General features: G+C 75.0%; 20 protein-coding genes. 13 read left to right on the forward strand and 7 right to left on the reverse strand.

The window, feature by feature from the left end:
* The first annotated feature begins 50 nt into the window (after positions 1-50).
* Both AC3WUG_RS05350 and AC3WUG_RS05355 read left to right on the forward strand, forming a co-directional pair.
* On the forward strand, positions 51-707 hold the full coding sequence (locus AC3WUG_RS05350; RefSeq protein WP_492326711.1) for a TetR/AcrR family transcriptional regulator: 657 nt from the start codon (positions 51-53) through the stop codon (positions 705-707).
* 38 nt (positions 708-745) lie between these two features.
* On the forward strand, positions 746-3,301 hold the full coding sequence (locus tag AC3WUG_RS05355; protein WP_492326712.1) for an MMPL family transporter: 2,556 nt from the start codon (positions 746-748) through the stop codon (positions 3,299-3,301).
* A gap of 96 nt (positions 3,302-3,397) precedes the next feature.
* Here the strand turns inward: AC3WUG_RS05355 and AC3WUG_RS05360 are convergent, their stop codons facing one another.
* The 5 genes from AC3WUG_RS05360 to AC3WUG_RS05380 all read right to left on the reverse strand — a co-directional run bounded on the left by AC3WUG_RS05360 (position 3,398) and on the right by AC3WUG_RS05380 (position 9,832).
* Positions 3,398-4,669, reverse strand: a complete 1,272-nt coding sequence (locus AC3WUG_RS05360; protein ID WP_492326713.1) for a chloride channel protein — start codon at positions 4,667-4,669, stop codon at positions 3,398-3,400.
* Positions 4,670-4,874: 205 nt separating this feature from the next.
* Positions 4,875-6,773 (reverse strand): glycoside hydrolase family 127 protein, encoded by a 1,899-nt coding sequence (locus tag AC3WUG_RS05365; RefSeq protein WP_492326714.1) that lies wholly within the window; start codon positions 6,771-6,773, stop codon positions 4,875-4,877.
* Between the two features lie 29 nt (positions 6,774-6,802).
* Positions 6,803-7,618 carry a carbohydrate ABC transporter permease gene (locus AC3WUG_RS05370; protein ID WP_492326715.1) on the reverse strand — a complete coding sequence of 272 codons (816 nt, stop codon included), beginning with the start codon at positions 7,616-7,618 and terminating at the stop codon, positions 6,803-6,805.
* Complete coding sequence (locus AC3WUG_RS05375; protein ID WP_492326716.1) at positions 7,615-8,556, reverse strand: carbohydrate ABC transporter permease; 942 nt, start codon at positions 8,554-8,556, stop codon at positions 7,615-7,617. The genes AC3WUG_RS05370 and AC3WUG_RS05375 overlap by 4 nt, the downstream gene beginning before the upstream one ends.
* 10 nt (positions 8,557-8,566) lie before the next feature.
* Entirely contained in the window at positions 8,567-9,832 is a 1,266-nt protein-coding gene (locus AC3WUG_RS05380) for a sugar ABC transporter substrate-binding protein (protein ID WP_492326717.1), read from the reverse strand.
* Positions 9,833-10,028: 196 nt separating this feature from the next.
* Between AC3WUG_RS05380 and AC3WUG_RS05385 the strand changes: the two genes are divergently transcribed.
* From AC3WUG_RS05385 to AC3WUG_RS05420, 8 genes are all read left to right on the forward strand, one after another.
* A complete protein-coding gene (locus AC3WUG_RS05385) occupies positions 10,029-11,039 on the forward strand; it encodes a LacI family DNA-binding transcriptional regulator (protein WP_492326718.1) in 1,011 nt (336 codons plus the stop codon).
* A gap of 87 nt (positions 11,040-11,126) precedes the next feature.
* The gene (gene ulaA, locus AC3WUG_RS05390) at positions 11,127-12,569 is read left to right on the forward strand and encodes a PTS ascorbate transporter subunit IIC (protein ID WP_492326719.1); all 1,443 of its coding nucleotides are present in this window, start codon (positions 11,127-11,129) and stop codon (positions 12,567-12,569) included.
* 45 nt (positions 12,570-12,614) lie between these two features.
* Positions 12,615-12,917, forward strand: a complete 303-nt coding sequence (locus AC3WUG_RS05395) for a PTS sugar transporter subunit IIB (RefSeq protein WP_492326720.1) — start codon at positions 12,615-12,617, stop codon at positions 12,915-12,917.
* Positions 12,908-13,351: a PTS sugar transporter subunit IIA gene (locus AC3WUG_RS05400; protein WP_492326721.1), complete on the forward strand. Its 444-nt coding sequence runs from the start codon at positions 12,908-12,910 to the stop codon at positions 13,349-13,351. The genes AC3WUG_RS05395 and AC3WUG_RS05400 overlap by 10 nt, the downstream gene beginning before the upstream one ends.
* Positions 13,348-14,064 (forward strand): sugar isomerase domain-containing protein, encoded by a 717-nt coding sequence (locus AC3WUG_RS05405; RefSeq protein WP_492326722.1) that lies wholly within the window; start codon positions 13,348-13,350, stop codon positions 14,062-14,064. The genes AC3WUG_RS05400 and AC3WUG_RS05405 overlap by 4 nt, the downstream gene beginning before the upstream one ends.
* Positions 14,065-14,150: 86 nt before the next feature.
* Positions 14,151-14,885, forward strand: coding sequence for a GntR family transcriptional regulator (locus AC3WUG_RS05410; protein WP_492326723.1), 735 nt, complete (start codon positions 14,151-14,153; stop codon positions 14,883-14,885).
* A 142-nt stretch (positions 14,886-15,027) separates the two neighbouring features.
* Positions 15,028-15,777 carry a ZIP family metal transporter gene (locus tag AC3WUG_RS05415; RefSeq protein ID WP_492326724.1) on the forward strand — a complete coding sequence of 250 codons (750 nt, stop codon included), beginning with the start codon at positions 15,028-15,030 and terminating at the stop codon, positions 15,775-15,777.
* A gap of 71 nt (positions 15,778-15,848) precedes the next feature.
* Complete coding sequence (locus tag AC3WUG_RS05420) at positions 15,849-16,310, forward strand: GAF domain-containing protein (RefSeq protein WP_492326725.1); 462 nt, start codon at positions 15,849-15,851, stop codon at positions 16,308-16,310.
* 13 nt (positions 16,311-16,323) lie between these two features.
* Here the strand turns inward: AC3WUG_RS05420 and AC3WUG_RS05425 are convergent, their stop codons facing one another.
* Complete coding sequence (locus AC3WUG_RS05425; RefSeq protein ID WP_492326726.1) at positions 16,324-16,554, reverse strand: hypothetical protein; 231 nt, start codon at positions 16,552-16,554, stop codon at positions 16,324-16,326.
* 135 nt (positions 16,555-16,689) lie between these two features.
* Between AC3WUG_RS05425 and AC3WUG_RS05430 the strand changes: the two genes are divergently transcribed.
* The 3 genes from AC3WUG_RS05430 to AC3WUG_RS05440 all read left to right on the forward strand — a co-directional run bounded on the left by AC3WUG_RS05430 (position 16,690) and on the right by AC3WUG_RS05440 (position 18,952).
* Entirely contained in the window at positions 16,690-16,920 is a 231-nt protein-coding gene (locus AC3WUG_RS05430; RefSeq protein ID WP_492326727.1) for a DUF6480 family protein, read from the forward strand.
* A gap of 77 nt (positions 16,921-16,997) precedes the next feature.
* Entirely contained in the window at positions 16,998-17,777 is a 780-nt protein-coding gene (locus AC3WUG_RS05435; RefSeq protein ID WP_492326728.1) for a hypothetical protein, read from the forward strand.
* An 89-nt stretch (positions 17,778-17,866) separates the two neighbouring features.
* Positions 17,867-18,952, forward strand: coding sequence for a PDDEXK nuclease domain-containing protein (locus AC3WUG_RS05440; RefSeq protein ID WP_492326729.1), 1,086 nt, complete (start codon positions 17,867-17,869; stop codon positions 18,950-18,952).
* Positions 18,953-19,004: 52 nt separating this feature from the next.
* On the opposite strand, the gene AC3WUG_RS05445 is transcribed toward AC3WUG_RS05440, so the two are convergent.
* Positions 19,005-19,865 carry a DsbA family protein gene (locus tag AC3WUG_RS05445; protein WP_492326730.1) on the reverse strand — a complete coding sequence of 287 codons (861 nt, stop codon included), beginning with the start codon at positions 19,863-19,865 and terminating at the stop codon, positions 19,005-19,007.
* Between the last annotated feature and the right edge of the window lie 55 nt (positions 19,866-19,920).

Below are 19,920 nucleotides of genomic sequence, written 5' to 3' on the forward strand. Positions count from 1 at the left end.
ACCCCGTGCACGGTTGCACAGAGTGCACCCACGTGCCTACGGTCGTCCGCGTGACCACGGAGACGGCGGAGACGGCGGGGACCGACCGGCGGGCGGCGCTCAAGGCGCGCTCCCGCCGCGCGATCCTGGACGCCGCCGACTCCCTCATCGCCGAGCGCGGCACGGCCCAGTTCACCGTCGACGAGCTCGCCGAGCGCGCCGACGTCTCCCGGCGCACCGTGTTCAACCACTTCGGGTCGCTCGAGGACGTCGTGCTGTCGACCTGCACCGAGCGGCTCGGCGTGGTCATCGACCAGGTCCAGGCCGTCGCCAGCGCGACCCCCGTCGGCGACGGCACCCGGGCGTCGATGTTCGACGAGCTCGCCCAGACCCTCCGCGGCGCCGACCTGCCGCCCGCGATCACCTACCTGGCCGGCGCGCTCGGCCCGCTCGCCGAGGGCGACGACCCGCGGGCGAACATGCTCGCGCAGGAGGCGTTCTCCCGGGTCGCCGACCACCTGTCGGCCGAGCTCGTCCGCCGCTACCCGCGTGCCGAGCTGCTGGACGTCCGGCTGCTCGTCTCCTCCCTGGTGCACGGCGTCGCCGTGATCGCGATGCACTGGTGCACCACCACCGACCCCGCCGCGCCGGACGCCCGCGCGCAGTGGGACGCCCTCGTCGACCGGCTCATCCAGAGCGTCCGAGCCGGGTACATGCCGGAGCACTGACGCCCCGCACTCCCACCACCACCGAGAGAACAGGGACCATGGCAGGACTCCTCTACCGCATCGGGCGCTTCTCGGCCCGCCGCGCCTGGGCCGTCGTGACGGCCTGGGTCGTCGTGCTCGCCCTGGCCGTGGGCGCGTACTTCGCGTTCGGCGGCCAGCTCACCTCCGCCGTCACCATCCCCGGCACCGCCACCGAGCGCGTGACCGAGCAGCTGGCCGACGAGTTCCCCGCCGCGAGCGGCGGCAGCGGCACCGTCGTCTTCCACACCGCCGACGACGCCCCGTTCACCGACGCCCAGCAGACCGCGATCACCGACGCGCTGGCCGGCCTGGCGGACGTCGACGGCGTGACCGGCGCCACCGACCCGTTCCAGACCACCGCCCAGCTCGAGGAGCAGCAGGCCCAGGTCACCTCCGGCCGCGACCAGATCGCGCAGGGCCAGGCCCAGCTCGAGGCCGGCCAGGCCCAGGTCGACGCCGGCCAGCAGCAGATCGACGCCGCGCAGGCCCAGCTGGACGCCCAGCGCGCGCAGGCCGAGGCCGCGGGGGCCCTCGCCGCGGTGCAGCCCCAGCTCGACGCCGGCCAGGCCGAGATCGACGCGCAGCAGGCACAGCTCGACGCGCAGGCGCAGCAGCTGACCGACGGCCTCGCCGAGCTGGAGGCGCAGAGCGCCCAGCTCGAGGCCGGCGCCGACCTGCTGGAGCTGTCCTCCGGCATCCGCCTCGTCTCCGAGGACGGCACCGCCGCGGTCGGCACCATCGCGTTCGAGGACGCGCAGTTCGAGATCGCCCCGGAGACCAAGGAGGCCGTCGTCGACGCCCTCGAGTCCGCGGACCTGCAGGGCGTGGACGTCGAGCTGTCGTCCGACCTGACCCAGGAGATCCCGAGCGTGCTCGGCCCGGGCGAGGTCATCGGCGTGGTGGTCGCCGGCATCGTGCTGCTGGTCATGCTGGGCTCGCTGGTCGCCGCCGGGCTGCCGATCCTGTCGGCCCTGGTCGGCGTCGGCATCGGCGCGGTCGCGTCGCTGGCGCTGTCCGGCGCCGTCGAGATGCTGTCCGTCACCCCGGTGCTCGGCATCATGCTCGGCCTCGCGGTCGGCATCGACTACTCGCTGTTCATCCTCAACCGGCACCGCCGCCAGCTGCGCGACGGGGTCGGGCTCGAGGAGTCGATCGGCCTGGCCAACGGCACCGCGGGCAACGCGGTCGTGTTCGCCGGCACCACCGTCCTGGTCGCGCTGCTGGCGCTCAACGTCACCGGCATCCCGTTCCTGGGCCTGATGGGCACCGTCGGCGCCATCTGCATCCTGGTCGCCATCCTCATCGCGATCACGCTGACCCCGGCGCTGCTGTCCCGCATCGGCCTCAAGGTGCTGCCGAAGAAGAAGCGCACGACGGTCGGCCACGAGGAGCCCGAGGCCGTCCCGACCACACCCATGAAGACCTCCCGCGCGGTGCTCACGCTGGTCGCCGGCGTCGCGGCGCTGCTGATCATCGCGATCCCGGCGCTGTCGATGCGGCTCGGTCTGCCGGACGGCTCGTCGGAGTCCCCCGAGTCGACCCAGTACCGGGCGTACCAGATCACGGCGGACAAGTTCGGCGCCGGCGTGAACGGCCCGCTGCTGGTCGTGGCGAACCTGCCGGACGCGGTGTCCGAGGAGGACCTGACGGCGGAGCAGGTCCGCATCGGGACCGAGCTCGCGGCGCACGACGACGTCGTGGCGGTCGCCCCGATCGGTTCGAACGAGGCGGGCACGGTGCTCGCGTTCCAGGTCGTCCCGACCGAGGGCCCGAACAGCGAGTCGACCGAGGCCCTCGTGCACGCGCTGCGCGACTCGTCGCCGATCGAGGGCGACGTGGAGCTCGGCGTCGCCGGCACCGCGAGCGCCAACATCGACGTCTCCGAGAAGCTGTCCGACGTGCTGCCGGGCTACCTGGCGATCGTCGTCGGCCTGTCGCTGATCATCCTCATCATCGTGTTCCGGTCGATCTTCGTGCCGGTCACCGCGACGCTCGGGTTCGTCATGTCGCTGTTCGCCGGGTTCGGCGGCGTCGTGGCGATCTACCAGTGGGGCTGGCTCGGCGGGGTCTTCGGGGTGCACGACCCCAGCCCGGTGCTCAGCTTCCTGCCGATCATCGTCACCGGCGTGCTGTTCGGCCTGGCGATGGACTACCAGCTGTTCCTGGTGTCCGGCATGCGCGAGGCCTACGCCCACGGCGTCGACCCGCGGGTGGCGGTCCGGCGCGGCCTGCACGCCGGCCGGGTCGTCGTCACCGCGGCGGCGATCATCATGGCGTCGGTGTTCGCCGGCTTCATCTTCGCGGAGTCGTCGATCATCCGGCCGCTCGGCTTCGGCCTGGCGTTCGGCGTGCTGCTCGACGCGTTCGTGGTCCGCATGCTGCTGATCCCGGCCGTCATGCACCTGGCCGGGAAGTGGGCCTGGTGGATCCCGAGGTGGCTCGACCGGATCCTGCCGGACGTCGACGTGGAGGGCGCCTCGCTCGAGCGCAGCCACCCGCACCCGATGCACCGCACCTCGGCCGACCCCGACGAGGGCGTGCCCTCGGAGGGCGAGCCGGCGCACCGCGCCTGATCCCTCGGCCCAGCGCGACCCTCGAGTGGAGCGTCCTGCCCGACACGCCCGGCGTGTCGCGGCAGGGCGCTCCACTCGTCTCCGCCCGGGGCCGGGTCAGGCCGGGCGGGGCGGCGGGTCCAGCAGGCGGACCGTCAGCAGGGCCGCCGCCGCGGCCACCACCGCGGCCGGGGCCGTGTCCAGGCCGGCGCGGCCGACGAGCAGCGCCGCGAACATCACCGCCGACAGCAGCAGCCGGCTGGTCGCCGCCATCCCCGCGGCCGCCCCGACGGCCACCGCGAGCGTCGGCGACACGTCCAGCGCCGCCACGGCGACCGAGGCCAGCCCGACCCCCAGGAAGATCGCGGGGAAGATCGGCCCGCCGCGGAACCCGCCGCCCATGCTGATCCCGTAGGCGAGCCCCTTCGCCACCACGAGCACCAGCACGACGCCGACCGACTCCTCCGCCACGAGCGCCGGGATCGACGACTGCCCGGAGAACAGCACGTCCCGCGGGTCGGCCCCGAGCGCCCCGGCCGCCAGGGCGAGCGCCCCCACGGCCAGCCCCGACGCGAGCAGCAGCGGCAGCCGGCCCATCCGCGGGGCGGTCGACCGGAGCGCCCGCGCCAGCCGCCGGACCCCGGTGATGACGACGGCCGCGACGACGCCGACCACCAGCGCCAGCAGCAGCGACCCGGGCCGGACGCGGTCGTACTCCGGCAGGTCGGGCACGGCCAGCCCCGTCACGGGCACGCCCGCCCAGTCGCCGAACCCCGTGACCAGCACGTACGCCACCGCCGCGGCGGCCAGCGGCGGGAGCAGCGCCGCCGCCGCGAGGGCCCCGGCCCCCGCCTCGAGCAGCATGACCCCGGCGACCAGCGGCCCGCCGAACAGCGTCGAGATCGCGCCCGAGGCGCCGGAGACCCCGAGGAGCCCCCGCGCGCGGCCGGTGACGCCCGTCCACGACGTCATCCACACGCCCACGATGCCGCCGAGCGTCATCAGCGGCGCCTCGGGGCCCAGGACGATCCCGAAGCCGAGCCCGGCCAGCGCGGCGAGCGCCACGCCGGCCACGGAGACCGGCGGCAGCGCCGCCATGCTCAGCCCCTCGACCGGGTCGTGCCCGCCGTCGCCCGGCAGCCGGCGCGCGGCCGCGACCAGCACCGCCGCGACGACCGGCAGCCCGAGAACCAGGTACCAGGGCGGCCCGTCCGTGCCGAGCGCCTCGGGCAGCTCGGTCCACAGCAGGTCCTGGAGCACGTGCACCGCGCCGACGAACGCGAACGCGACCACGCCGGCCGGCAGCCCGACCAGCGCGCCCAGCAGCGTCAGCCGGGCGAGGTCCCGCGTCGGGACGGCCGCGACGTCGGTCGAGCCTGTGGCGGACACGCGCCCGACGGTAGCGAGGTGCCTCGCGGCGCGGCGCCACCCGCGCGGGATGAGCCCACGCGAGCGGCGCCCGCGCGGCGGCGTGCGGCGGCGCGCGGCGACGCGGCCTACGGTTTCCGGCGTCGCCACCGCCGATCGGCGTGGGGCGCGCCGGAAACCGTAGGCCGCGCGAGGGCGGCGCCCGGGCCGCGGGGGCCCGGGCGGGTCACCCGACCGGCAGCCAGACGCGCATCGTCGACGGCCCGCGGTTCCCCCACGCGTGGTACGGCACCAGCGGCACCGCGCGCGGCTCGTCCGCACCGGCCTGCGCGGGGCGGTCGGCGTACGGCCAGTCGCCCTCGGGGACGTCGACCGTGCGGGCGTGCACGGTCACCGCGCCGTCGTGGACCTCGGGCGGGATCCCGGTGTCGACGCGGGCCAGCCCGACGTCCGCGCCGAGGTCGACGGACTCGAGCGCGTAGACCAGCGGTCCCGCCTCGACGGCGACCTGGCCCCGGACGGCGTCGACCCGCGGGTCGGCGACGGTGAACCGCGGCGCGACCGGGAGGTCCAGCTCGACGCGGCCGCCGGCGGCGGGTCCGTCGACGGTCACGTACCCCGGCTCGGCCGGACGGCCGTCCACGGTGGCGCCGTCCGCCCACGCCGGGACGCGCAGCGTGAGCGTCCACGCCGCCGGGGCCTCCTCGACGACCACGACCACGCGCCCGTCGTGCGGGTAGCCCGTCTCGACCCGCAGCCGCACCGGCTCGCCGCCGACCGTCGTCGCGACGGTGCCCGCGGCGTACTGGTGCAGCTGCACGCCGGCGTCGTCGGTGCTGGCGACGTAGGCCGCGAGCGACGCGACGGTCCGGGTCACGTTCGTCGGGCAGCAGGACACGTGGAACCACGGCGCCCGCAGGCTGGACGACGCCCGCGGGCTCGCCACCTCCGGGTCCGGGACGTCGCCCGGCACCCGCTGCTGGAGGGGGTTCGTGTAGAAGAACGCGGTCCCCTCCGCCGACGGCGAGGCGGCGAGCACGTTGAACAGCGTCCGCTCGACGGCGTCCGCGTGCCGGGCGTCGCCCGACTGCAGCAGCAGCCGGTGGTTGGCCATGACCGACCCGATGCCGGCGCAGGTCTCCGCGTAGGCGCGGTCCGGCGGGAGCTCGAAGTCGAGGCCGAACGACTCGCCCTCGTGGTGCGCGCCCATGCCGCCGGTCAGGTAGGTGCGGCGGGCGAGCGCGGAGCGCACCTGCCGCGTGACGGCGCCGAGCAGCTCGTCGTCACCGTCCTCGACCGCGAGGTCCGCGGCACCGGCCGCGAGGTACAGCGCCCGCACCGCGTGCCCGCGCAGCGTCGTCGACTCCCGCACCGGCTCGTCGTCCTGGAAGTAGGACCGGCCGAGCTCGATGTCGTCGAGCACGCCGTGGCCGCGCCGCTCGACGAACAGCCGCGCCTGGTCCAGGTACCGCCGCTCGCCGGTGAGCCGGTAGAGCTCCACCAGCGCGGGCTCGATCTCCGGGTGCCCGTCGACGCCCTGCCGGCCCTCCGGCCCGAAGACGTCGCACACGTGGTCGGCTGCGCGGACCGCGACCTGCACCAGCTCGTCGTCGCCGTGCGTCCGCGCCCGGGCCACGCCCGCCTGGATCAGGTGGCCGATGCAGTACAGCTCGTGGCCCCACTCGGGGTCGGACCACCGCGCCCCCTGGCCCGGGCGGCCGAACATCGTCGAGATGTACCCGTCCGGCTCCTGCGCGGCGGCGACCCGGGACGCGAGCGCCCGGAGCCGGCGGTCGAGGTCGGCGTCGCCCGTGCGGCCGACCTCCCAGGACATCGCCTCGAGCAGCTTGTAGATCTCCGAGTCGGAGAACTCGCGGCCGCGGCGGCCCGCGGGGAGCGTGCCGGCTGCGGCGAGGTCGAAGTTCCCGGCCCAGCCCATCTGCTCCACCCAGCGCTCGGCGTGGGCGATCATCGCGGTCGCGTTGCGCTCCTGCAGCTCCCCCCAGAACCCGCCGTCGAGGCGGACCTCGTCGATGCCGAGCGGGCGCCATCGGGCGGCGGAGGGGACGAGCGGGCGGCCGTGCTGCGCCGTGCGGTCGACGGTGGTCGTGGACGTGTCGGACATGTCGCCTCCAGGGCGCGGGCGGGCGGCGGTCACTTCACCGCGCCGACGGTCAGGCCGTCGCGCAGCAGCCGGTAGGTGCTGCTGAACACGACGAGGATCGGGATCGAGGTGAGCACGGCCAGCGCCATGAGCCCCGGCCAGTTGATGCCGAAGGCGCTCACCTGCTGCGCGAGCAGCGCGGACAGCGGGTACTGCCCGGGGGTCAGGTAGAAGTTCACGGCGTACAGGAACTCGCCCCACGCCAGCAGGAAGGTCAGCGTGCCGACGGTGGCGACGCCGTTGCGGGCGACGGGCAGCACGACCGACCAGAACGTCCGGAGCATGCCCGCGCCGTCGATCGACGACGCCTCCTCGATCTGCGGCGGCACCGCCCGGAAGAACGGCCGCAGCAGCAGGGTGGCGAACGGGGTCAGCAGCGCGGCGTCGGCGAGCACCACCGCCATCGTGGTGTCGAGCAGCCGCCAGCCGGAGAACGCCTGGAACAGCGGGATGACGGTGGCCGTCTGCGGCATCATCTGCAGCACGATCAGCAGGCCGAGCGCCACCGTGGGCAGCCACCCGCGGGTGCGGGCCAGGCCGTACGCGGCGGGGATCGCGATCACCAGGACCAGCGCGGTGGTGCTGGTCGCGATGATCACGGACTGCAGCAGGGCCCGGGCCAGGTCGCCGCTCAGCGCCTCGACGTACGCCGTGGTGACCGGGCGGAACAGGAACGTGCGGCCCGGGTCGAAGACGTCGTCCGACGACTTCACCGAGGTGAGCAGGATCCACAGGATCGGCACCCCGTACATCAGGGTCAGCAGGGTCTTGGCGGCGACCGCCAGCGGACCGGCCTTGACGCTCATCCGTCCGCCTCCTCGCGCTTGATGCTCCGGGCGTACACCACGGCCAGGACCAGCACGCCGACCACGGCGAGCGCGGAGGTCGCCGCGCCGAGCCCGTAGTCGTAGCGGACGAAGGCCTGCAGGTAGCCCAGGAACGGCAGGGTGTTGGTCGCGGTGCCCGGGCCGCCGTACGTCATCACGTAGATGAAGTCGAACGACCGGAACCCGTAGACCAGGGTGAGGATCAGCAGCACCAGCGTGGTCGGGCGGACCGACGGCACCATGATGTGCCGGATCTGCTGCCACTTGCTGGCACCGTCGAGCTGCGCGGCCTCGAACACCTCGGGGTCGATCGTCATGAGCGCGGCCCGGAACACGAGCGTGTTGAACGGGATGACCGCGAACGCGTTGACGAACGCCACCGAGAACAACGCCCAGTGCTGGTCGTAGAGGAACGGCACGGGGGTGTCGCGCAGGCCGGTGCTCGTGAGCACGGTGTTGATCAGCCCGGCGTCGTTGAGCAGGAACTTCCAGACCGACCCGTTCACCACCGGCGGTAGCGCCCAGACGAACACCATGAGCGCGAGCAGCCAGGCCGACCACCGGCCCGTGGTGCGCAGGGCGACCGCCGCGCCGAACCCGACGAGCATGCCGAGCACGGTCACCACGACGACGAACACCAGCGTGCGGCTGATCGCGGGGCCGGTCTGCCCGGTCTCGAAGCCGCGGCGCACGTTGTCGAGGCCGGTGACCACCCAGTCGGCGTTCAGGGTGGCGGCGGTGACCTGGCTGACCGCCATCCGGGCGAGCTGGACGAGCGGGTACAGGCTGAACAGGCCGAGGAACACGGCCGCGGGCAGCAGGAACACGATCCGGCTGCCGCCCCGACGACGCCGGGTCGTCGGGGCGGTGCCGGCCCTCGCCTGCCGCGCGGGCGCGGTGGTGACGGGTGCGGACATGGTGGTCTCGTCAGCCGATCTGGCTCGTCAGCGCGGCGACCGCCTGGTCGGCCGCGGCCTGCGGGGCCTGCTGCCCGCCGATGACCGCGGACCAGGCCTGGCCGACGGTGAGCTGCACGTCGGCGACGGCGGCCGGCGGGATCGACGCGGCCGGGTAGCTGGCGCCGAAGTCCGCGATGGTGCGGGCGAACGGGTCGAGCAGGTCGTTGCTCGTCACCACGTCGGCCTGGGCGGTGTCGGCGCGGGACGGGATCGAGCCGACGAGGTCGGGGGCGAGCTCCTGGCCCTTCGCGTCGAGGTACGTGCTCTGCAGGTACTCCCAGGCCAGCTCCGGGTCGTCGGCGTGCGCGCCGATGCCCTCCCCCTCGCCGCCGAGGTACACCTGGCCCGCGTCGCCCAGCGGCAGCGGGACGACGCCGTAGGCGAAGTCGGCGTCGGACTCGGCGGTGCCGATCTGCCAGTTGCCGTTCTGGGCGAACGCCGTCTTCCCCGCCGCGAACTGCTGGAACGGCACCGTCTGGTCCCAGGTCACCGCCTCCTGGGTCAGCCAGCCGTTGTCGACCCAGCCGCGCACCCGCTCGAACCCGGACGCCAGCGCGTCGGCGTCGAGGTTCTCGTAGTCGAACCCGGCGTCGCTGATCCACGGGTACGCCTGCCACTCGCCCTGCGACTGCGGCAGACCCGACAGCGTGATCCCGCCGTAGCCGGCGTCCTTCGCGGCCGCCATCGCGGCCTCGAGCTCGTCCATCGTGGTGGGCGGCTCGACCCCGATCTCGTCGAGGATGTCCTGGTTGTACCAGAGGCCCAGCAGGTTCACGTAGCCCTGGACCGCGTACAGCTGGTCGTCGACGCTGTGCAGCACGGAGTCGGGGAACTGGGCGGCGTCGGCGAAGTCGGCCCACTGCTCGTCGAGCGGCGCGAGCACGCCGCCGAGCGCGAGGGTCGCGGCCTCGGCGCCGTTGAACACCACGACGTCCGGGCCGGTGCCGGCGCCCGCGGCGGAGACGAGCTTCGAGTTCATCTGGTCGTAGGGGACGTAGACGTTCTCGACCGTCGCGTCGCTCTCGGACTCGAACTTCTCCTTGTACGCGTCCATGAGCGCGACCTGGTTGGGGTCGGAGAAGTAGTGCCAGACGGTGACGACGCCGTCGCCGCCGCCCTCGCCACCGGAGGTGGAGCCACCCCCGCCCCCGGCGCTGGTGCCGCCGGAGCAGGCGGCGAGCCCGAGCGCGCCCACGGCGGCCAGGGCGATGAGCGGGGTGCGTCGTGCGTTCATGCGGACCGGTCTCCTCGTCGAGTGCGGTCGGTGGCCGGGCATCGGTGCCACGGCCATCGCTGGTGCGTCGTCCCGGACGAAAGTCGCCGAAACGCTTTTCGGGACGCTAGCACTGCGGTTCTGGCGGCGTCAACGGGGTGCCGGTGCGTCACGGTTTCGGCGTACGCTGCCTCCCAGCACCAGGACAGGGGGATCCATGAGCACCGACGCACCCGGCCGTCGCCAGGTCACGCTGCGCGACGTCGCGCAGCTCGCCGGCGTCTCGGTCGCCACGGCGTCCAAGGCGATCAACGGCAAGGCCGAGGTCAGCCCGGACACCCGCCGCCGGGTCCTCGACGTCGCGGAGCGGCTGTCGTTCACGCCGAACGCGCTCGCCCGGGCCATGCTCGACGGGCACACCGGCACCGTCGGCCTGCTGACCCACGACCTCGAGGGCCGGTTCTCGCTGCCGATCCTCATGGGCGCGGAGGACGCGTTCGGCGCCGGCCGGTCGAGCGTGCTGCTCTGCGACTCCCGCGGCGACGCCATCCGCGAGCAGCACCACCTGTCGACCCTGCTCGGCCGCCGGGTGGACGGCCTGATCGTCGTCGGCTCGCAGACCGACGCCCGCGCCCCGCTGGGCCGGGACCTTCCCGTCCCCGTCGTCTACACGTACGCCCCCTCGACCGATCCCGCCGACGCGTCGGTCGTCCCCGACAACGTCACCGCCGGCCGGATCGCCGTCGAGCACCTCCTCGCCACCGGCCGCCGCCGCATCGCCCACGTCTCCGGCGACATCACCTACGCCGCCGCCACCGACCGCGCCGCCGGCGCCGACGCCGCCCTGGCCGAGCACGGGCTCGAGCGGGTCGGGCCGGTGCGGTACGGCTCGTGGTCCGAGGCGTGGGGCCGCTCCTGCGTGGCGGCCCTCCTGGAGCAGGACGTCGACGCCATCGTGTGCGGCAGCGACCAGATCGCCCGCGGCGTCCTCGACGCGCTGCACGACCGCGGGGTGCGGGTGCCCGACGACGTCGCCGTCATCGGCTTCGACAACTGGGAGCCGATGATCGCGGGGTGCCGTCCCGCGCTGACGAGCATCGACATGAACTTCCAGCTCATGGGGCGGCGGGCGGCGGAGCGGCTGTTCGCGCGGCTCGAGGGCCGGGACCCCGGCGGGGTGGAGACCGTCACGCCGCGGGTGATCGTGCGGGAGTCGACGGGCGGCTGATCCGGGGCGAGCCGGGTCTTGTCCACCGCGCGCGCATCCCGGTATGGTCCGGTCTATACCGGTCCACCCCGCGAAGGGACGCGTGCCATGGTCCAGGACATCCTCCAGGGCGTCGCCGACAACCTGCTCAGCCAGGTCCCGATCCTCATCGGCCTGATCGCCCTCGTCGGGCTGCTGCTCCAGCGCAAGCCGGCCGAGGACGTCATCGGCGGCACGCTCCGGGCGGCCATCGGCGTGGTCATCATGACGATCGGGATCGACGTCTTCGTCGGCGGGCTCGCCAGCTTCCAGGCGGTGGTGTCCAGCGCCGTCGGGGTCGAACCCCCCGCGGCGACGACCACGCTCGACGACTTCCTCGCCGGCCCCGGCGCCGCGGCGCCGCTCATCATCGCGGGCGGCTTCGTGCTGCACCTGGTGCTCGTGCGGCTGTTCCGGTCCGCCCGGTACGTCTACCTGACCGGCCACCTCATGCTCTGGATGAGCATCGTCGTCGCCGCCTGCTTCGTCGAGGCGTTCGGCGACCTCGACCGCTGGACGCTCGTCGGCGCCGGCTCCGTCGTGCTCGCCTGCTACTTCACGCTGCAGCCGCTGTGGATCGCCCCGCTCATGCGCCGGGTGATGGGCCACGACCAGTTCGGCCTCGCCCACACCACCTCGACCCTCGCGCTCGCGACCGGGTACGGCGCGAAGGCGCTCCGGCTGGGCGACCCGGTGAAGCACGACACCGAGAAGCTCCGGATGCCCCGCGGCGTCGCGTTCCTCAAGGACATGAACGTCGCCACGGCCCTCGTCGTCGGCGTCATCATGCTCGTCGCGCTGGCGTTCGCCGACCCGGAGACGGTCGCCGCCGTCGCGGGCGACGACCTCGCCCCCTTCGCCTGGGGCGTCATGCAGGCGCTGCGGTTCGCGGGCGGCATCGCGATCCTGCTGTTCGGCGTCCGGATGTTCCTGGCCGAGATCGTGCCGTCCTTCAAGGGCATCTCGGACAAGCTGCTGCCGGGCTCACGCCCCGCGCTCGACATCCCGGTGATCTTCCCGAAGGCGACCACCGCGGTCATGGTGGGCTTCCTCGCCTCGACCGCCACGTTCCTGGTCCTGCTCGGGGTCTTCGCCGCCGCCGGCTGGTTCGTGCTGGTACCGCCGATGATCATGCTGTTCTTCGGCGGCGGCGCCGGCGGCGTGTTCGGCAACGCGGTCGCCGGCTGGCGGGGCGCCGTGTTCGGCGGCGTGCTGAACGGGGTCGTCCTCGCCGTCGGGCAGTGGGTGTTCTGGGGCGTGTTCTCCGGCACGGCGCCCGAGCTCGCGACCCTCGCCGACCCGGACTGGTACGTCGTGTCCGCGGTGCTGGTCGCCGTGGGCGGCGTGCTGGAGCCGCTGGGCGCGGCCGGGGTCTGGGTCGTCGCCGGCGCCGTGCTCGCCGCCTCCGTCGTCGTGCTCGCCGTCCTGGGCCGGCGCGCAGCCCGCGCCGAGCGGCTCGCCGCCGCGGCGGCGCCCGCCGCCCCCGCCGACGACGACCTGGTCCGCCCCTGACGGGTGACCCGACGACCCCGCCACCCCCGACCCGAGGAGCACCCGATGCCCGACCGCCCCGTCCCCCTGACCGTGCTCGCCGTCTGCGGTCTCGGCATGGGCACCAGCCTCATCCTGCGGATGACCTGCGAGACCGTGCTGCAGCGCCTCGGCGTCGAGGCGCGGGTCGACAACACGGACCTGTCCACCGCCAAGAGCCAGTCCCCCGACGTCCTGGTCGGCCAGGGCATGCACATGGACGACCTCGCGGGCGTCGCCACCGTCAACGTCGTGGTGGACGACTTCGTCGACGACCAGGCCCTGGAGCGGCGGCTGCGGCCCGCGCTGGAGGAGGCGGGGTGGCTGTGACCGCCGCGCCGACCCGCGCCCGGCACGTGGCGTCCGCGCACGACTGGTCCGCCGCGGTCCGGCTCGCGGGCGACCTGCTGGTCGACCTCGGCGTCGCGGGGCCCGGGTACACCGAGGCCTGCGTGGCGTCGGTGCGGGAGCGCGGGCCGTACATCGTGCTCGCGCCCGGGCTCGCGCTCGCCCACGCCCGGCCCGAGGAGGGCGCCACCGGCACCGGCGTCTCCCTGGTCCGGCTGGGCGAGCCCGTCGTGTTCGGGCACCCCGCCAACGACCCCGTCGACCTGGTGCTGGCGTTCGCGACCGCCGACGCCGAGGCGCACCTCGACGTGCTGCGCGCGCTCGCGACGGCGCTGGGCGCGGGGCTCGCCGCCGACCTCCGGTCCGCCACGGCGGACGGGCTGGCGGACCTCCTCGCCGGGGCGGTGGCCCGGTGAGCGACGCCGTCGCCGGCTACGGGGCCCTGGTCGACGCGCATCTGCGCCGGGTCGCCGCCGAGAACGCCGAGGCGGTCCGCGCCGCCGCCGGCGTGGTCGTCGAGGTCGCCCGCGCCGGGCGCGTGCTGCACACCGCGGGGGCGGGGCACTCGCTCGCCGGGGTGCTGGAGACGTTCTTCCGCGCGGGCGGGCTGCCGTTCGTCAACCCGCTGTGGCACCCGGACGTCCTGCCGCTCAACGGCGCCGCCGCGTCCACCGACGCCGAGCGCCGGCCCGGGCTGGGCGCGCGGGTCGCGGCCGAGGCCGGCATCCGGGCCGGCGACGGGCTGGTGGTGTTCTCCAGCTCCGGCATCAACCCGTACCCGGTCGAGATCGCGCAGGCCGCCCGCACCGCCGGGGCCCGGGTCGTCGCCGTGACCTCGGTCGCCGCGTCCGCCGCGGCGCCGCTGCGCGCGGGGCGCCGCCTCGCCGACCTCGCCGACGTCGTGCTGGACACCGGCGCGCCGCCCGGGGACGCGGCCTGGCCGCCGGACGACCCGCGCACCGCGCCCCTGTCCTCGCTGGCCAACGCCCTGTGCTGGAACCTCGTGCTGGTCGCGGCCCTCGACGCCGAGCCCGACCTGCCGACGTGGCGCAGCGCGAACACGGGCGCCCCCGCGGACCACAACGCCCGGCTGCAGGAGCGGTTCCGCGCCCTCGTGCCGTCGATCTGAGCGCGAGCCGCCCGCGGGCGCGCCCCCGACCTGCACAATGGGCGACGCCGGCGGGAGCAGCCGCCGGCCGCACCGGAAGGACAGCCGTGACCCCTCTGACCCGCGAGGTCGTCGGCGCGCCGCCGCCGTCGGTGGCGAAGTACGCGTGGCTGAAGTCGGTGCTGGTCGACCACATCGACCGCGACCTCGCGCCGGGCGACCCCGTCCCCTCCGAGCGCGAGCTCGCCGACGGGCTCGACGTCTCCCGGATGACCGCCCGGCGCGCGCTGTCCGAGCTCGTCGACGAGGGCCGCATCCGCCGGGTCCCGGGCCGCGGGTCCTTCGTGAACGAGCCGACGATCCGGCTGCCCATCCAGCTCACGTCGTTCACGCACGACATGCAGCAGCGCGGCTACTCCTCCGGGGCGCGCACGCTCGGCGGCGGCCTGCTGCCGGCGGACGACTGGCTGAGCAGCGTGCTGGACGTGCCGCGCGGCCACCCCGTGCTGAAGATCGTCCGGCTGCGCACCGCCGACGACCAGCCCGTCGCCCTGGAGCGGGTGCACCTCAACGCCGACGTCGTCCCCGGTCTCGCCGACGTCGACCTCACCGACCGCTCGCTCTACTCCGTGCTCGCGGAGCGGTACAGCATCGTGTTCGACGGCGGCCGGCAGATCATCACCGCGCGCCTGGTCGACCCCGGGGACGCCGTGCACCTCGACCTCCCCGAGGGGTCGCCGGTGCTGCACCTCGTGCGGACCTCGACGTGGCGGGGGCGGCTGCTGGAGTACACGGTGTCCGCGTACCGCGGCGACCGGTACGAGCTGAGCAGCGCGCTGTAGCGCTCCGGTCGCCGTCCGCCCGGCGCGGGCCTAGCGTGGCGGCGCCCTGCGGTCGCCCGGGGCGCCGCCGACCACCGGAGGCCGCCGTGCCCCGTCCCGCCGAGCCCCGTCCCGCCGCGCGCCCGGCCCGGGAGGCCTGACCGTGCCCGTCTGGCTCGAGGCCGGCGTCTGTGGCCTGGTGGGCGGCGCCGCGCTGGTGCTGGGCGCCCTGGTCGCGTGGTTCGTCCGCGTCCCTCAGCGGGTAGTCGCCAGCATCATGGCGTTCGGCGCCGGCGTGCTGATCTCGGCGCTGGCGTTCGAGCTGGTGGACGAGGCGGAGCGCGCCGGCGGCCTGCTGCCCACGGTCGGCGGGTTCCTCGGCGGGGCGGTGGCGTACGTCGCCGCGAACCTCGCGCTCGCCCGGCGCGGCGCCCGGCACCGCAAGCGGTCCGGCGACCAGCAGCCGTCGGAGCAGGACACCGCCGGCAGCGGCGCGGCGATCGCGATCGGGGCGCTGCTCGACGGCGTCCCGGAGTCGGTGGTGCTCGGGCTGACGGTGCTCGGCGGGCAGGGCGTCGGGGTCGGGGTGCTGGCCGCGGTGTTCATCTCGAACGTGCCGGAGGGGCTGTCGAGCGCCGCCGGGATGAAGCGCGCGGGCCGCGGCGCCGGGTACGTGTTCGGGGTGTGGTCCGGCATCGCCGTGGGGAGCGGCCTCGCCGCGCTCGTCGGGTCGCTGCTCCTGCGGGACGCGTCGGCGGGGACGGTCGCGGCGATCACCGCGGTCGCCGCCGGGGCGATCCTGGCCATGCTGGCGGACACGATGATCCCCGAGGCGTTCGAGCGGGCGCACCTGCTCACCGGCCTGATCACGGCGCTCGGGTTCCTCACCGCGTTCGCCATCGAGCGGGCCTGACCGGCCGGTTCACACCTGGGCCCGGGGGTGTGAGACAGTGCGTCTCCCCCAGATGCCGGAGGAGGCACCCGATGAGCGCGTCGGCCGAGCTCGACCCGCTGTCCGCGGTCCTGGACGCCTACGCGGCGGAGGCCACCGTCCGCGTCGGGGTCCCGACCGCGTGCAGCATCATCCTCCGCGACCACCAGCTCCTCGACCAGGTCGCGAGCAGCAGCGAGCGCGCCGCCCGCTGCGACCGCACCGAGGTCGAGACGGCGGAGGGGCCGTGCGTGCTGGCGATCCAGCAGCTCCGCGGCGAGCTGGTGCCGGACGTGCTGGCGGAGACGCGCTGGCCCGCGTGGCGCACGGCCGCGGCCGACGCCGGCTTCCGGTCCGCCGCCGCCCTGCCGGCGCAGGTCGACGCCGACACCACGATCGCGCTCAACCTGTACTCCGAGGCCGTCGACCCGTGGGACCGCGACGTGCTGGTCCGGATGGACCGGTTCGTGCAGGAGGTCGCGGAGGCGATCCGGACCCGGGGCCTCACCGCCTGACGACCGCCGGGCGTCAGCCCTGCAGCCGGCGCGCGAGCATCGCCTTCGACTGCTCGGCGCCCTTGCGGCTCTCGTGCTGCGCCCGCCGGAAGAACTCCGCGAGCTCCGTGTCCCCCGCCCGGTCCGCGTCCTCCGCATACTGCTCCAGCCGCAGGACGTTGCTCAGGCACGCCTCCGCGAACCAGATGAGGTTGTAGTCCTTGTCCGGGGTCCCGGTGGTGCCCCCGGTCTCGCTGCTCGACATGATGACCCCCTCGTCACGCGACGCCCGCGTGCGACCCACGCTAGGCGCGCCCCTCGCGCCGCGCGAGGGCGGCCCCGCGACCTGCGGCGGGGCTCCCCGGTCGCCGGTCGCGGCACCCGTGCCTAGCGTGGCCGCATGACGAGCACCCCCGACCCGGACCCGGAGAACACGCCCGGCCTGGAGCCCGGCGGCGGCGTCGCCCCCGGCGACACCCCGCCCGGCGAGTCCAGCACGTCCGGCGCGGCGTTCCAGGAGCCCGACCTGCCGAGCCGCCGCACGAACTGGCTGGTGTACGCGCTGGTCGGGGTGGTGGTGGTCTTCGCGCTGCTGCTGTTCGTCGGGTACGTGGTGGGGCTGCTGGGCTGACCGGGCGGGCTCCCGGGGCGCGGTAGCGTCCGGGGCGGGCCGCCCGCGCGGGGCGGACACGACCCCGAGGAGCACCGGTGCCGAGCGATCCGACCGCGCCCGTCCCGCCGTGGGGCCCGCCGCCCGAGCCCGGCGTCGGCGACGCCCTGCGGTTCGGCTGGGAGGCCGTCCGCGCGCGCCTCGGCGCGGCGATCGGCCTGTTCGCGGTACCCGTCGTCCTGCTGATCGCGGGGGTGGCGGCGGTCTACGTCCCGGTGCTGGCCGTGCTGGTCGACGACCTCCGCGCCCAGGTCGAGGCGCAGGCCGCAGGCTCCCGGACCGGCGCGGAGGTGATCGGGACGAGCTGGGCCGTCACGCCCGCGACGCTCGTCGGGCTGCTCACCGCGGTCGTCGCGCTGCAGGCGGTCACGGTGCTGGTCCAGGTGCTCGGGGCGCGGTTCGGCCTCGCCCTGGTGGACGGCCGGCCCTTCGGCGCTCGCGAGTTCTGGACGCCGCGCGGGCTCGGTCGCCCCGTCGCCACCGCGCTGCTGCTCGCGCTCCTGACCGGGGTCGGTCTGCTGCTGCTCTACCTGCCCGGCCTGGTGATCGCCCTGCTCGGGCAGTACGCGGTGTACCTGTCCTTCGACCGCGGGTTCGGGCCGGTCGCGGCGATCCGGGAGAGCGCCCGGCTCGCGAGCCGCCACCTGGGGACGACGATCCTGCTGGTGCTCGCCGTCGCGCTGCTCGGGTCGGCCGGGTCGATGGTGTGCCTCGTCGGGCTGGCCCTCGCCTACCCGGTCGGGTTCGCGACCACCGCGTGGCTGTACCGGCGGCTCGACGGCCTGCCGACCCGCCACCTCGCGAGCCCGGCGTCCTGACGCCAGGACCGGACCGGTGCGACGGAGGCACCCTCTCGGCCATCCCACCGCGACCTAGGTGGCGGATCGCGACGTGCAGGATCGGGTGTGTGAGCGACAGCACCGGGACCGATGTCGAGCCGTCGGGGTATGCGGACCTCCTGGCCGACCTCAAGCTCCGGGTCCGCCAGACGCAGCTCCGCGCGGCCCGGGCCGCCAACACCGAGGTGATGCGGCTGTACTGGTCGATCGGCCGCGACATCCTGGACCGTCAGGACGTCCGCGGGTGGGGCTCGCGTGTCGTGGAGCGGCTCGCCGCCGACCTCAAGCGGGAGTTTCCCGAGCAGCGCGGTTGGTCGCGCGCGAACCTCCTCTACATGCGGAGAGCCGCCAAGGCGTGGCCCACCGAGTCCGAGTTCGTCCAACAAGCTGTTGGACGATTGCCGTGGGGGCACGTCACCGTGCTGCTCGACCGCCTGAAGACCCGGGACGACCGCGACTGGTACGCCGCTCGAGCCGTCGACGAGGGCTGGTCGCGCAGCGTGCTGCTGCACCACATCGCCGTCGGCACCCGCGCCGCCGTCGGGGCCGCGCCGGCGAACTTCGCCGACACCCTCGACCCGGTCGACTCCGACCTCGCGCGCGAGCTGGTGAAGGACCCGTACGTCTTCGAGCACCTCGGCCTGGTGCCCACCCGCCGGGAGCGCGACGTCGAGCAGGCGCTGATCGACCGGCTGCAGGAGACCCTGATGGAGCTCGGACGCGGGATGGCGCTCATCGGCCGGCAGTACCACCTCAGGATCGGCGACGGCGGGGAGTTCGTCATCGACCTGCTGCTGTTCCACGTGGAGCAGCTGCGCTACGTCGTGGTCGAGCTCAAGGTCGGGGACTTCTCCCCTGCCCACCTGGGGCAGCTCGGTGCCTACGTCGCGGCCGTCGACGACCTCGTGCGCCGCCCCGAGATCCACCGACCCACCGTCGGGATCCTGCTGTGCACGGGTCGCGACGAGTCGGCCGTGAAGTACGCCCTGGCCTCCACGAGCGCTCCGGTCGCCGTGGCCGACTACCAGGGCCTCCCGGCGGACGCCCGGGCCGCGCTGCCGTCGGCCGGCGAGCTGCAGGCCGTCGTCGACGCGCAGCTGCACGGTCCGCCGCGCACGACGACGGCGTCCGCCAGGCGCAGCGCCACCGAGTGACCCACGGCTGACGGCCGCAGCACGGGGTGCTGACCGGGTGCGGGACCCGCCGTCACCCGCGCGCCGCGACGGCCGCGGCGACCAGGTCCGTGAGGCTGCCCGGTTCCGTCCAGTCGTCGACCGGCACGCCGTCGACCAGGATCGTCGGCACCCGGACCTCCGCCAGGTCGAGCGCGGCCTGGTGCGTCGCGGCGGCGACCCACGGCGCGAACACCCGGGACGTCGCCGTCCGCTCCTCGGTGCCGCCGCCCGCGGTCGTCACCTCGTACGGGGTCGGCCGCACCGCGGTGAACCGCTCCGCGACGCCCGCCGGCACGCCGGCCTCGACGGCGATCCGGGCGATCTCCTCGTCGGGCAGGCCCGCGGGCCGGTCGGTCGGCGGCTGGGCGGCCATCAGCGCGTGCAGCACCTGGACGTAGTGCTCGGGGGACTCGTCGGCGACGACGGCCAGCGCGTTGACGACGCGGGTCGAGTACGTGCCGCCGAACCGGGCGTCCAGGAACGCGAGCGGCCGGTGCACGACGGTGACACCGCCCTGGTCGACCAGGTCCATGAGCGCGTCCGAGTACTGCTCGTCGAACCGCTGGCACCAGGGGCACCACGGGTCGGCGTACACGTCGACGACGACGTCGCCGGTGCCCGCCACCCCGACGCCGGCCTGACTGATCGGGATGCCGCCGGTCGCGTCGGCCGCCGCGGGTGCGGTGACGTCCGCGAGCGCCGGGGCCACCACGCCCTCGGCTCCACCGCCGTACCCGACCTGGTCGCCGTCGTCACCGGGTGCGTCCGCGCCGCCGCACGCGGCGAGCGGCAGGGCGACGAGGCAGGCGACGAGCGCCGCGCGCAGCCCCCGGGCGAGGCCGGACGGGGTGCGGCGCGAGCGGGCGCGTGTCGTCGTCGGGCGAGTCGTCATCAGGCTGACTCCTTCGGGTGTGCCCCCCTCGAAGTGTCCGCACCAGGGTCGCACG

It is taken from the genome of Cellulomonas sp. EB106-03-03-XG116 (assembly GCF_058792015.1).

Bases quoted from the DNA above. Each gene is read 5' to 3' on its own strand.
- AC3WUG_RS05355 (WP_492326712.1), top strand. From the start codon at position 746: ATGGCAGGACTCCTCTACCGCATCGGGCGCTTCTCGGCCCGCCGCGCC.
- AC3WUG_RS05365 (WP_492326714.1), bottom strand. From the start codon at position 6,773: ATGTCCGACACGTCCACGACCACCGTCGACCGCACGGCGCAGCACGGC.
- AC3WUG_RS05370 (WP_492326715.1), bottom strand. From the start codon at position 7,618: ATGAGCGTCAAGGCCGGTCCGCTGGCGGTCGCCGCCAAGACCCTGCTG.
- AC3WUG_RS05375 (WP_492326716.1), bottom strand. From the start codon at position 8,556: ATGTCCGCACCCGTCACCACCGCGCCCGCGCGGCAGGCGAGGGCCGGC.
- AC3WUG_RS05380 (WP_492326717.1), bottom strand. From the start codon at position 9,832: ATGAACGCACGACGCACCCCGCTCATCGCCCTGGCCGCCGTGGGCGCG.
- AC3WUG_RS05385 (WP_492326718.1), top strand. From the start codon at position 10,029: ATGAGCACCGACGCACCCGGCCGTCGCCAGGTCACGCTGCGCGACGTC.
- ulaA (WP_492326719.1), top strand. From the start codon at position 11,127: ATGGTCCAGGACATCCTCCAGGGCGTCGCCGACAACCTGCTCAGCCAG.
- AC3WUG_RS05395 (WP_492326720.1), top strand. From the start codon at position 12,615: ATGCCCGACCGCCCCGTCCCCCTGACCGTGCTCGCCGTCTGCGGTCTC.
- AC3WUG_RS05420 (WP_492326725.1), top strand. From the start codon at position 15,849: ATGAGCGCGTCGGCCGAGCTCGACCCGCTGTCCGCGGTCCTGGACGCC.
- AC3WUG_RS05425 (WP_492326726.1), bottom strand. From the start codon at position 16,554: ATGTCGAGCAGCGAGACCGGGGGCACCACCGGGACCCCGGACAAGGAC.
- AC3WUG_RS05430 (WP_492326727.1), top strand. From the start codon at position 16,690: ATGACGAGCACCCCCGACCCGGACCCGGAGAACACGCCCGGCCTGGAG.
- AC3WUG_RS05445 (WP_492326730.1), bottom strand. From the start codon at position 19,865: ATGACGACTCGCCCGACGACGACACGCGCCCGCTCGCGCCGCACCCCG.